This is a genomic window from Enterobacter cloacae complex sp. P17RS, from assembly GCF_014895885.1.
GTDB lineage: Bacteria > Pseudomonadota > Gammaproteobacteria > Enterobacterales > Enterobacteriaceae > Enterobacter > Enterobacter bugandensis.
The window spans coordinates 64,343-75,366 of the sequence record NZ_JADBQK010000023.1 but is presented as its reverse complement, the minus strand read 5'-3'; the positions used below and the strand labels follow the sequence as shown (position 1 = coordinate 75,366).

At 54.6% G+C, this 11,024-nt stretch carries 11 protein-coding genes and 1 tRNA gene; 7 read left to right on the top strand and 5 right to left on the bottom strand.

From position 1 onward, the window contains the following. Positions 1-77 precede the first annotated feature (77 nt). Together ybcJ and folD are read right to left on the bottom strand one after the other, a co-directional pair. Positions 78-290, bottom strand: a complete 213-nt coding sequence (gene ybcJ, locus IM265_RS17490) for a ribosome-associated protein YbcJ (protein ID WP_045356450.1) — start codon at positions 288-290, stop codon at positions 78-80. A gap of 1 nt (position 291) precedes the next feature. Then, positions 292-1,158, bottom strand: coding sequence for a bifunctional methylenetetrahydrofolate dehydrogenase/methenyltetrahydrofolate cyclohydrolase FolD (folD, locus tag IM265_RS17485; RefSeq protein WP_028012225.1), 867 nt, complete (start codon positions 1,156-1,158; stop codon positions 292-294). Positions 1,159-1,468: 310 nt separating this feature from the next. Here folD and fimA point away from each other — a divergent pair, with 310 nt between their 5' ends. The 6 genes from fimA (at position 1,469) to sfmF (ending at position 7,480) form a co-directional block, all read left to right on the top strand. Next, positions 1,469-2,032 (top strand): type 1 fimbrial major subunit FimA, encoded by a 564-nt coding sequence (gene fimA, locus IM265_RS17480; protein WP_028012226.1) that lies wholly within the window; start codon positions 1,469-1,471, stop codon positions 2,030-2,032. A gap of 68 nt (positions 2,033-2,100) precedes the next feature. After that, complete coding sequence (gene fimI / locus IM265_RS17475) at positions 2,101-2,646, top strand: type 1 fimbrial protein subunit FimI (protein WP_028012227.1); 546 nt, start codon at positions 2,101-2,103, stop codon at positions 2,644-2,646. Between the two features lie 34 nt (positions 2,647-2,680). Beyond that, positions 2,681-3,373, top strand: coding sequence for a type 1 fimbria chaperone FimC (gene fimC / locus IM265_RS17470; protein WP_028012228.1), 693 nt, complete (start codon positions 2,681-2,683; stop codon positions 3,371-3,373). 14 nt (positions 3,374-3,387) lie between these two features. After that, positions 3,388-5,949 carry a fimbrial biogenesis usher protein gene (locus tag IM265_RS17465; protein ID WP_193032141.1) on the top strand — a complete coding sequence of 854 codons (2,562 nt, stop codon included), beginning with the start codon at positions 3,388-3,390 and terminating at the stop codon, positions 5,947-5,949. Beyond that, complete coding sequence (gene fimH / locus IM265_RS22075) at positions 5,942-6,949, top strand: type 1 fimbria D-mannose specific adhesin FimH (protein ID WP_041911033.1); 1,008 nt, start codon at positions 5,942-5,944, stop codon at positions 6,947-6,949. The genes IM265_RS17465 and fimH overlap by 8 nt, the downstream gene beginning before the upstream one ends. A 9-nt stretch (positions 6,950-6,958) precedes the next feature. Continuing rightward, the gene (gene sfmF / locus IM265_RS22070; RefSeq protein WP_028012231.1) at positions 6,959-7,480 is read left to right on the top strand and encodes a fimbria assembly protein; all 522 of its coding nucleotides are present in this window, start codon (positions 6,959-6,961) and stop codon (positions 7,478-7,480) included. Positions 7,481-7,531: 51 nt separating this feature from the next. Here sfmF and fimZ read toward each other — a convergent pair whose 3' ends face one another. The 3 genes from fimZ to IM265_RS17445 form a co-directional block, all read right to left on the bottom strand. Further along, positions 7,532-8,164, bottom strand: coding sequence for a fimbria biosynthesis transcriptional regulator FimZ (gene fimZ, locus IM265_RS17455; RefSeq protein ID WP_028012232.1), 633 nt, complete (start codon positions 8,162-8,164; stop codon positions 7,532-7,534). Between the two features lie 812 nt (positions 8,165-8,976). Further along, positions 8,977-9,693 (bottom strand): response regulator transcription factor, encoded by a 717-nt coding sequence (locus IM265_RS17450; protein ID WP_028012233.1) that lies wholly within the window; start codon positions 9,691-9,693, stop codon positions 8,977-8,979. A 24-nt stretch (positions 9,694-9,717) separates the two neighbouring features. After that, a complete protein-coding gene (locus IM265_RS17445) occupies positions 9,718-10,416 on the bottom strand; it encodes an EAL domain-containing protein (protein ID WP_028012234.1) in 699 nt (232 codons plus the stop codon). Positions 10,417-10,694: 278 nt separating this feature from the next. Between IM265_RS17445 and IM265_RS17440 the strand changes: the two genes are divergently transcribed. Beyond that, positions 10,695-10,771, top strand: a tRNA-Arg gene (locus IM265_RS17440). The last annotated feature ends 253 nt before the right edge of the window (positions 10,772-11,024 follow it).

Genomic DNA, 11,024 nt, shown 5'->3' with positions numbered 1-11,024 from the left:
CCTGTCCCTGTCTACCATGTCCCCGAACAAGTGTTCACTATGTCCCCGGACCGTACAGGGGAGAGGGTGAGGAGGACTCAGGCCGTCACGGTCACGCTCTGCCCTTCAAAGCTCACGGTCTGGCCGGCGACAATTTTGCAGCGCTTGCGGGTTTCCACCACGCCGTCGACTAAAACCCGCCCGTCGGCGATAACGATTTTCGCCTGCGCGCCGCTTTCGCTCCAGCCTTCGAGCTTGAGCAGATCGCACAGCTCAACGTGCGGGTGTTTGCCTAATGAAAATGTGGCCATCTTATGCTTCCTCTACATCGTGGTACTCTTCGCATGCCTGCAAAGTATTCTGAATCAGTGTTGCTACAGTCATCGGGCCAACGCCGCCCGGCACTGGCGTAATGTAAGAGGCGCGAGCCGCGGCATCTTCGTACACCACGTCGCCGACCACTTTGCCGTTTTCCAGACGGTTAATCCCGACGTCCACGACAATCGCGCCCTCTTTGATCCACTCGCCCGGAATAAAGCCCGGCTTGCCGACCGCGACGATCAGCAGATCGGCGTTTTCAACGTGGTGACGCAGGTTTTTGGTAAAGCGGTGGGTCACGGTGGTGGTGCAGCCGGCCAGCAGCAGCTCCATGCTCATCGGACGGCCCACGATATTGGACGCGCCGATGACCACGGCGTTCAGGCCGTAGGTGTCGATGTTATAACGCTCCAGCAGCGTCACGATGCCGCGCGGGGTGCACGGGCGCAGACGCGGCGCGCGCTGGCACAGGCGGCCCACGTTGTACGGATGGAAACCGTCGACGTCTTTATCCGGCGCGATACGCTCCAGCACCTTCACGTTGTCGATGCCCGCAGGCAGCGGCAGCTGAACCAGAATGCCGTCGATCTCTTTATCGGCATTCAGGGTGTCAATAAGTTCCAGCAGTTCCGCTTCGCTGGTGGTTTCCGGCAAATCGTAAGAGCGGGAGACGAACCCCACCTCTTCACACGCTTTGCGTTTACTGCCGACATAAATCTGTGATGCCGGGTTGCTGCCAACCAGCACAACGGCCAGCCCGGGAGCGCGTTTTCCGGCGGCTTTACGCGCCTTCACTTTTTCCGCGACCTCAGAGCGCACCTGCTGCGCAATCGTTTTACCGTCAATAATCTTTGCTGCCATCAGAGAGAAGATTCCGTCTGTAACGTTTGAAAGGGGGGATTGCCTGTATTTTGTCAGAAGCGAGCGCCGCTGTCAGTCACCCTTTACGAGTTTTCATCCGTGAGGCGCAAAAACCCTTCTTAAGGGATGGTCAATTTCTTAGACGGGATTAGGATGTGACCTGGCGAAATGGCAGTGTTTTGACATATTTAAAAATTACATCCTGAGCTACTTTGTCTCCTCCGAAATAAGTTTTCAATTATGCAATTGAACGTATTTCTTATTCCCGATTTTTCGCGGGAAGGGTTATTTACATTTTAAAGGAATAGACATGAAACTCAGCAACATTGCTTCTTCTGTTATTGCAACACTGGCCCTGGTCGCGGGTGCCGCTAATGCAGCCGATCCCGTTACGCCGGTTACCGTAAATGGCGGTACCGTGCATTTTAAAGGTGAACTGGTTAATGCTGCTTGTTCAGTAAATACCGATTCTTCCGAGCAGACGGTTAATCTCGGTCAGTATCGTACCGCGAAATTCACCAAAGTGGGCGACACCACCTCTAATATTCCGTTCAACATTGAACTGAATGACTGCGATCCACTGGTTGCGAAAACCGCTGCCGTTGCTTTCACCGGCCAGATCGACGCGACCGACAAAACCCTGCTGGCCGTGACGTCCGGTAACAACGACAACACCGCGAAAGGCGTGGGTATCGAGATCCTCGACAGCAAATCCAGCGTGCTGACCCCGGACGGTGCCACCTTCTCTGCCGCGAAAGACCTGATTAAAGGGACTAACACCCTGCAATTCACCGCGCGCTACAAATCAACGGCTGCAACCACCGAGCCAGGCCAGGCGAACGCTGACGCCACCTTCGTAATGAAATACGAATAATACCCTCGCACAGGGATGTTCAGGCCTCAGGGACGAGGCCCGTCATACGCTACTGCCAGGAACGAAGGATGACAAGGACTGGAACACTACTGCTGTTAACCCTTGCGATGGCCTGCCCGGCATCGGCGCATACCGTGGTGATCGAAGGCGGCAAGGTGCATCTTCGTGGGGAGCTGGTAAACGGCGGCTGCGCCGTGGCGCCCGACAGCCAGAATATGCGCATCGACATGGGGCAGTACCGAACCAATTCATTTTCCGGTGTGGGCAGCTTTTCAACGGTTAATGTGCCGTTCACCGTGCGGCTGCTGGACTGCAGCGTGGATGTCTCCCGCATCGTGGGGATCCAGTTTCAGGGCGTGACGCCCGCGGAAGATCCGCAGGTTTTTCTGGCGACATCGCGGCCAGGTGAAACGCCTGTCAGCAGCGGCGTAGGGCTGGCGCTTTTTGATGAGCAGCAGCGTCAGATTATCCCGAATGCGACGGCCGTCAGCTGGTTGCCCGTGAATACCAGCGAGCTCGCATTTCATTTTAGCGCCCGCTATCGCGCTATTTCCGAACACCTCGTGCCAGGCAATATTCAGTCGGATGTCTGGTTTACGTTGATTTATCCATAACACCTGCGAACACATTATTAAAGGTACGGTTTTGATGAATATGCTAATTAAACCAGGACTGCTTTTATCGTTTATTTTAATGATGGTTTCTGCTTGCGCGAATGCTTCCGGCGGTATTGCGCTGGGGGCCACGCGCGTTATTTATCCGGCGGATGCGAAGCAAACGTCGCTGGCGATCACCAACAGCAATAAACAAGAACGCTACTTAATTAACGCGTGGATCGAAAATGCCAGCGGGCAAAAGGAAAAAACCTTTGCCGTCACGCCGCCGCTGTTCGTTAGCGAGCCGGACAGCGAAAACACGCTGCGTATTATTTACGCCGGGCCCGCGCTGCCCGCCGATCGCGAATCGCTCTTTTACATGAACGTGAAGGCGATCCCGTCAGTGAACAAAGCGAAAACGGAAAACAATAACGTGCTGCAGCTGGCGATCCTTTCGCGCATCAAGCTGTTTGTGCGCCCGAATAACCTGGCGATGCAGCCGGATGAGGCGCTTTCCCAGCTGCGCTTTGAGCGCGTGGGGAACCATCTCAAAGTCAGCAACGCCTCGCCGTATTACATCACTCTGGTCAACCTGAAGCTGGGCGGTCAGACGCTCGAAAACCTGATGGTCGCGCCGAAAAACTCGGCTCAGCAGGTGCTGCCTGCCGGGGCTGGCGGTACGCTCTCCTGGCAGAGCGTGAATGACTACGGTGCCATTACACCGGCGCGCAGCGTCAACCTGTGAGCAGAGTCAGGGCGATGAAAAACCACCAGGGACGTTACTGCCCGGTTGCACTGGCGCTGATGGCCGCGCTCTGGCCGCAGGCTGGCTGGAGCGAAAGCTACTTCAACCCGGCCTTCTTATCCGACGACACCGCCAGCGTGGCGGATTTGTCGCGTTTTGAACAGGGGCACCAGCAGGCACCCGGCATCTATCGCGTGGATATCTGGCGTAACGATGAGTTTATCGGCACCCAGGACGTGCGTTTTGAACAGGCCGAGAACACGCCGCCGGTGGCGGGCGGCCTGTCGCCGTGCATTACGCGCGCGATGCTCGATCGCTTTGGCGTCAACGTTGCCGCATTTCCCGAGCTGGCGAAGGTGCAGGGTGAAACGTGCGTTCCATTGACCACGGCCATTCCCGGCAGCGAAACGGTATTTAACTTTGCTTCACAGCGCCTGAACGTCAGCCTGCCGCAGGTGGCAATGCAAAACAGCGCGCGCGGCTATATTCCGCCTGAACAGTGGGATGAAGGCATTCCCGCCGCGCTGGTGAACTATAGCTTTACGGGCAACCGGGGAAGCGAAGACGACAGCTATTACCTGAACCTGCAGAGCGGGCTGAACTATGGTGCCTGGCGTTTACGCAACAACGGCGCATGGCGCTACACGCAAAATAACGGGAAGCGGCGCAGCGAGTGGCAGAATATTGGCACCTGGGCGCAGCGCACCGTTATCCCACTGAAAAGTGAGCTGGTGCTGGGCGACAGCAACACCGGGAATGACGTTTTCGACAGCGTCGGTTTTCGCGGCGGGCGGCTCTATTCGTCTGACAGCATGTACCCCGACAGCCTGCAGGGTTACGCGCCGACCGTGCGCGGTATTGCCCGTACGCCTGCCAAAGTGGTGGTTCGCCAGAACGGCTACGTTATCTATCAAAGCTACGTCCAGCCCGGCGCGTTCGCCATTACCGATCTTAACCCGACCTCCTCCAGCGGTGACCTTGACGTCACGGTGGAAGAGAAAGACGGCAGCCAGCAGCGCTACACCGTGCCGTACTCCACCGTGCCGCTCCTGCAGCGTGAAGGGCGCTGGAAATATGACCTCGTGGCGGGGGATTACCGCAGCGGTAACAGCGACCAGGATACACCGTTCTTCGCCCAGGGCACCCTGATTACCGGCCTTGCTAACGGCTTTACGCTCTATGGCGGCACCCAGCTGGCGTCACGCTATACCGCAGTGGCCGTCGGTGCCGGGAAAAACCTCGGTGACTGGGGCGCAGTCTCCGTCGATATCACCCACGCCCGCAGCCAGCTCGCGGACGACAGCAAACATGAAGGTCAGTCCCTGCGTTTTCTCTATGCAAAATCGCTGAACGGGTTTGGCACCAACTTCCAGCTGCTGGGCTACCGCTACTCAACGAAGGGGTTTTACACCCTGGACGACGTGGCCTGGCGCTCAATGGAGGGCTACCAGTATGCCGATAGCCAGGACGATAACGATGTGCCGGACGTGCAGAGCTATCACAACCTGACGTGGAATAAAAAAGGCCGCTTCCAGCTCAACATTTCCCAGTCGCTGGGGGATTACGGCTCGGTCTATATCTCCGGGAGCGAGCAAACCTACTGGGGGACGGACGAAACGAACCTCTGGTATCAGCTGGGCTACGCGGGGGGCGTGAAGGGGATCAATTACTCCCTGTCATGGTCGTGGAACAAATCCGTCGGGATCGACGGTACCGACCGGATCGCGTCGTTTAACGTCTCCGTGCCGTTTAGCCTCTTTACCCGCCAGGGCTATCGCCGGGACAGCGCGATCGATCGCGCCTATGCCACCGCATCCGCCAGCCGAAACAGCGATGGCGACACGAGCTGGCAAACCGGCGTCAGCGGCACGCTGCTTGAGGACCGCAACCTGAACTACAGCGTGACCCAGGGACACGCCAGCACCAACGGCTCAAGCGGAAGCGCCAGCGCCAACTGGCAGGCAACCTACGGCACGCTGGGCGTGGGCTACAACTATTCCCGCAATCAGCACGATCTCAACTGGCAGCTCTCCGGCGGGGTGGTTGGCCATTCAGACGGCGTGACCTTCAGCCAGCCGCTGGGCGATACCAACGTGCTGATTAAGGCGCCGGGGGCATCAGGCGTCAGCGTGGAAAACCAGACCGGCGTGAAGACCGACTGGCGAGGCTACGCGGTCATGCCGTATGCCACCGTCTACCGCTACAACCGCGTGGCGCTGGATACCAATACCATGAGCAACAACACCGACATCGAAAACAACGTGAGCAGCGTGGTGCCGACCAAAGGCGCGCTCGTCCGCGCCAGCTTTGATACCCGCATTGGCGTGCGCGCCCTGCTGACGGTAACGCGCGGCAACCAGCCGGTGCCGTTCGGCGCCGTGGTGCGCGAAACCCAGAGCGGCGTGACCAGCATGGTGGGGGATGACGGGCAAATTTACCTGAGTGGGCTGCCGCTGGAAGGCGAACTGCTGGTCCAGTGGGGTAACGGGGCGCAGTCCCAGTGCCGTGCGCCTTACAGCTTGCCTGAAAAGAGCCTGCAACAGGCGATCACACTTAAGGGGATCCGCTGTGATTAAAATCCATATCTTTGCCTTGTCGCTTCTGGCACTCCTGCCCGCGACAAACGCGTTAGCCACCGTGTGCGTCAATGAAAAGGGCGTGCCGACGGAGGTGCATTACGACCTGACGGATAAATTCAACAGCTCGAATAACCAGGTTGGGCAGGTTGTCACCCTCAGCGAGAAATCGCAGTGGGTGGGGGTAAACGCCGTCTGCCCGAAGGGCACCGTCGGGAATACCACCAAGCGCAGCTACGTGACGGATTACCCGATCACCGGGACCAGCGATGGCTATCAGTATCTGAAGCTTAACGACTATCTGGACGGGGCGATGAAGATCACGGACAGCTATGCTGGCGCGTTTTATCCACCCAAAAACTATATCCAGATGGGGAGCCATCCGAACGTTTCAAAAAACAAACCGTTTGGCGTGCAGGATTCCAGCCTTATTTTCCGTCTTAAGGTGACCCGACGCTTTATCAATATGGTGGTGATCCCGCGTGCCACCATGTTCCGCGTTTACGTCACCACCACCTCCTCCGATCCGTTGACCACGCCGGTCTACACCATCAGCTACAGCGGAACCATTCAGGTGCCGCAGAGCTGCGCCATCAACGCCGGCAATGTGGTTGAATTTGATTTCGGCGACATTGGCGCCTCCCTGTTCAGCAAGGCGGGCGTGGGTAACAAGCCGGAGGGCGTCTCATCGCAAAGCAAAACCATCGCGATTAAATGCACCAACGTGGAGGCAAACGCCATGCTGACGATGCGCGTCGAGGCTGAAAAGGTCTCCAATAATGTGGTGGTGTCGGATAACCCGGATGTGGGGTTTATCATTGCCAACGAGAGCGGTGCGCCGCTCACGCCTAACAACCTGACGAGCAAAATTCCGTTCCGCCTGGACGACAGCGCGCAGGCGCAGGTGGGGATCCGGGTCTGGCCGGTGAGCGTGACGGGCAACAAGCCAGCGGAAGGGCGCTTTACCTCGCGCGGATATTTGCGTGTGGATTACGACTAAGGAGCAGACATGCGAAACGGGATCCGTTTTATCACCGTGGCGCTCTTTGCGCTTTGCACCCAGGCTCAGGCGGAAACCGCATTGGGCGAAATTAATATTCGGCTCTACGGCAATATCGTCGATTTCACCTGCGTGGCTGAGGGTAACGATAGCGACAAAACGGTCACGCTGGGCACCTGGCCCACGAAGCAGCTCAACACCACGGGGAGCCGCACGCAGCCTATGCCCTTCACGCTGAAGCTGACCGGCTGTCCGCCCGGGGCGGCGTCCATTACGTTCTCGGGTAAGGCTGACGGGAGCAATAGCGGGTTGCTGGCGCTGAATGATGCCAGTACAGCGAGCCACGTCGCCGTCGAGATCAGGGATGCGGATAAAACGCGTCTGGCGCTTCAGCAGGCCAGCCAGCCGGTCACGGTTGATGCACAGGGGAATGCGACCCTATCATTTTATGCCAATTATATTGCCACGGCCGATAACCCTCAGCCCGGACGGGCTGATGCGGATGCTACCTTCATGATTAATTATAATTAGCACTGACCGCACTCCCTGCAGCTCGGATAAACTGCAGGGAGTGAATTCAGGTTATAGCAGCTCGTGTGCTTTGGCGTAATCTATTAATTCCACGATGCTTTGTACGCCAAGCTTGGAATAAATATTGGATTTGTGCGCACTGATGGTCTTATTGCTTAACAGTAACTGTTCAGCAATCTCCTTATTGGATAATCCATTCGCCAGATAACGTAATACCGTGACCTCGCGATTCGATAATGGCATATCCGCTGCCATCCCTTTTCCCGAACCCATATGGTTTATAAAATTCAGCGTTTCCGACGGGAAAAAAGAATAACCCATCAGAATCATCTCTACGGCGTTGTAGATCTCACCCAAATCTTTTCGTTTACTGACGAAGCCGTTGGCCCCGGCGCGAATCGCACGACCCGCGTAAAATAACTCTGATTTAGAGGAGAGGAACAGAATCTTGATGTCTTTGTTTAAGTTTCTGATTCTCTTCAGTAAAGCGAAGGCGTCTGTGCCCGTAAGTTCGATGTCAAGGATCACCAAATCGATAGGATGATTGCGAATACAGTCAAGAACTTCATGGCTATCGCCAGACTTAAGCTTGACTGTGATATTTTTATTTTTCTGTAGCAGGACCTCTATCGACATTCTGACGATAGGATGTTCGTCCATAATGATAACGGATGCCGGTTTCATTTTTAATGCCTCAGATTGTTAAAAGCGTTATGCAGAGTTTTGTAAAACTCTCGAAATGCCGGAAGGATATAAAGTGCAGATCCCTATACCGTAGTATTTCCCTGGAAAGAGCGAAAGCATCCTTGTTTACGTAATGAAAAGAACAGTGCCTCAGCGCGGTCATCTCATTTGGCTGGTGTTGGCAAAAAGATTTTTCTTATTCAGATTTGGTACGCATCTTATTATACAGAGTAAGTTTTTTCCGAAAACCCTGTAAATTAGTCTCCGCTTATTGGTTTGTATTATCTTCTGGATCTTAATGGCTATGTTTTTAAATTTAGCGGAAATATCCTGTTATCCCATTTACCGCATCTTTTCATCTTTATGTAATAACAAAAAATAACAGATGTCACTTTATGTTGCGTAATTGTTAATAAAAAAGACCGTCGATTCGGCGGGCGACCCAGGGTCAAAGAGGCGAAAAAGTGCCCTCGCAAGGTGTCAAACCTTCATCTGAAAGTGCTTAAGGCGCATCAACGTCACGCCATCATCGCGCAGGAGAACATGCTATTCACTTTGCTTTCCGCTCCTGGAGAGTGAAGCGAAGCTGCTTGTTTTTACATCATTATCATCTTATTAACGCCTTCTGCATTCACTTAACGGATGGAGGAAAGTGCTGCCTTTGGTTCATTCTGTGACATTTCACATGGTTCCGAACCATAAATTAGGAATAGTTATAAAATCGAATACATTGTTAAAATTTAACCATTTCATAACATGCGTGGTAAGTAAATTCCTAAAGCGCTTTAGGAAATAAGAAGTTAGTGCGTAAGTTAAAACGTGCAGTCAGAGAGGTTATTAAGAAGGTGTAACAATTCCTGGCGATGGCTCAGCCCCAGCTTAAGCAGGATGCAGCTGAGACGATAGATAATGCGGCTATAGGGGCGATTCTGCAGAAGGGCAATCTGACGCAGCGTCTTACCGCGGGCAAGCTCCTGCAAAATGGGCCATTCATTGCGGGAAAACCAGTCTTTATCGGACCCCTGCGGTGGGCGGGCATCCATCAGGCTGTGTTGAAGCCCTGCCGCGTTCATCTGACGTTCCAGCACGTGGAAAGGCCCCGCCGCTTTGCAGAAGAGGCGGGTATCATAATTATCTGCCCGGACCAGTAGCCACGGCGTCAGGAAGGGGGGATACAGGCTATGCCTTCTTAACTGATCCAGTTGATCAATCAGCCCGGTGGAACGGCTTTCTACATCGACCACCAGACGCGCTGAAGGCCATTGTGCCTGAGCGCCGAGCGCATCATCCAGCGAGATATAGTCGCAACAGCTGCTCAGGGGAAACTGTCCATTGAGAAAACCGGTGCGCAGAAAATGATCCTCCGTGACCAGAATGATAAACGGAGCGTCGGTTTTTCGGGGCTGGCTGATGGACTGGCTCAAAAACTCGAGCCGGTCGAAAAAGGGGGGAGCAAAAGGTGAGCGCGTAAATCCCAGTGCATCACTTCCTGTACGCCGCCGCCGGTAACGGCGCACTGTCATTCGCATGGTCTCCCTCCTGGAAATGGCTCTTTAATCCTCCGGCCATGTCCAGGACGGCCAGTAATATCCCTGGCCGAGATCTGCGCCTGCCTGCAGTGCCCAGGTGCGATCGCGTTCAGTCTCAATACCTTCGATGAGCACGCTCCCGGCCAGCTGAAAGCAACGTGAAACCAGCTGCCTCAGCGCGGGTGTGGCGCGTAAACGCCAGAATGCGCCCTTATCAATTTTGATGCCGTTCAACGGTAATCGACAAAATAAAAACGGCTGAATGACCGTTTCGTCGATGTCATCCAGCCATATACTGTGCCCCTGTTCCCGGAGTTTCGACAGGTTTTGAATGACGCGCTGCTTCTGTGCGGCAGAGAAAGCCAGAAAGGCAGAGAGATCAACAATCTCGATATTCAGCGGCGTGTTTTTCAGATTGATGAGCCGCTGAAAAGACGCTGGCTCTGTCATAACGGTTATCGGCAGATTAATAAAAAGGTTATTACCGTGCGGCGTCTTTTTTAGTGCGGCAAGCTGCGCTTCAAGCAGCGTCATTGACCAGCCTGCCGACTGATGGCGGAAAAAATCCTCGCTGTGCTGCGTTTCGGACAGAATGCTAAGCACCTCCACGCCAACCTGACGCTGAGAGGTGAGGGCGACGACAGGCTCCAGTTTGATGCCGACGATGTCCTGAGAAATAAACTGTAATCGGGGGGGCGTATCGAACGGGTTTTGCGCTGTCACTCCATTGTCCTGTTGTCTGTCAGCCTCCAGGCGGCCGGGAAACCTTGCTCTAGTGTGACGAGCCGACGAGCAGGAAAACAGCAGGCGTTACTTAAATACAACTAAGCCTTTTCGCAGCGCTAAATTTTACGGTGAAACAGTGAGAAATGTTGAGAAAATAGCCGTATTTACAATCGGCTAGCGGTAATTGCCCCCGAAAACGGAAAAGGCATTGACTCACCTGCCATTGACCGTATAATTCTTCGCGTTTCACCACCGCGAAGTTCACTCTTCTCAGTGCGCCCTTAGCTCAGTTGGATAGAGCAACGGCCTTCTAAGCCGTAGGTCGTAGGTTCGAATCCTACAGGGCGTGCCATTTAGAAACAGGCACTTACGCCAGTTTCAAACCAGCCTGATTTTCTCCTTCTGTCGTATTTGCGTCATGGTTGCCAAAATGGCCTCAATTTTCCGTGCGTGTTCACTTAAATGGTTCAGCGCAAAGTGAGCATCCCCTTTTATCACGCATTAACTTGAGCAGGATCCTGCAGAGATTTGCGCTTGCCAAAGCATGGATAATGCGTATAGTTCTCATTTGCATTGCAACCAATATATTCTAAGGCCCGTCCACG

Excerpts from the sequence above, each read along its gene's own strand:
- ybcJ (WP_045356450.1), bottom strand. The coding sequence starts at position 290 with ATGGCCACATTTTCATTAGGCAAACACCCGCACGTTGAGCTGTGCGAT.
- folD (WP_028012225.1), bottom strand. The coding sequence starts at position 1,158 with ATGGCAGCAAAGATTATTGACGGTAAAACGATTGCGCAGCAGGTGCGC.
- fimA (WP_028012226.1), top strand. The coding sequence starts at position 1,469 with ATGAAACTCAGCAACATTGCTTCTTCTGTTATTGCAACACTGGCCCTG.
- fimI (WP_028012227.1), top strand. The coding sequence starts at position 2,101 with ATGACAAGGACTGGAACACTACTGCTGTTAACCCTTGCGATGGCCTGC.
- fimC (WP_028012228.1), top strand. The coding sequence starts at position 2,681 with ATGAATATGCTAATTAAACCAGGACTGCTTTTATCGTTTATTTTAATG.
- IM265_RS17465 (WP_193032141.1), top strand. The coding sequence starts at position 3,388 with ATGAAAAACCACCAGGGACGTTACTGCCCGGTTGCACTGGCGCTGATG.
- sfmF (WP_028012231.1), top strand. The coding sequence starts at position 6,959 with ATGCGAAACGGGATCCGTTTTATCACCGTGGCGCTCTTTGCGCTTTGC.
- fimZ (WP_028012232.1), bottom strand. The coding sequence starts at position 8,164 with ATGAAACCGGCATCCGTTATCATTATGGACGAACATCCTATCGTCAGA.
- IM265_RS17450 (WP_028012233.1), bottom strand. The coding sequence starts at position 9,693 with ATGCGAATGACAGTGCGCCGTTACCGGCGGCGGCGTACAGGAAGTGAT.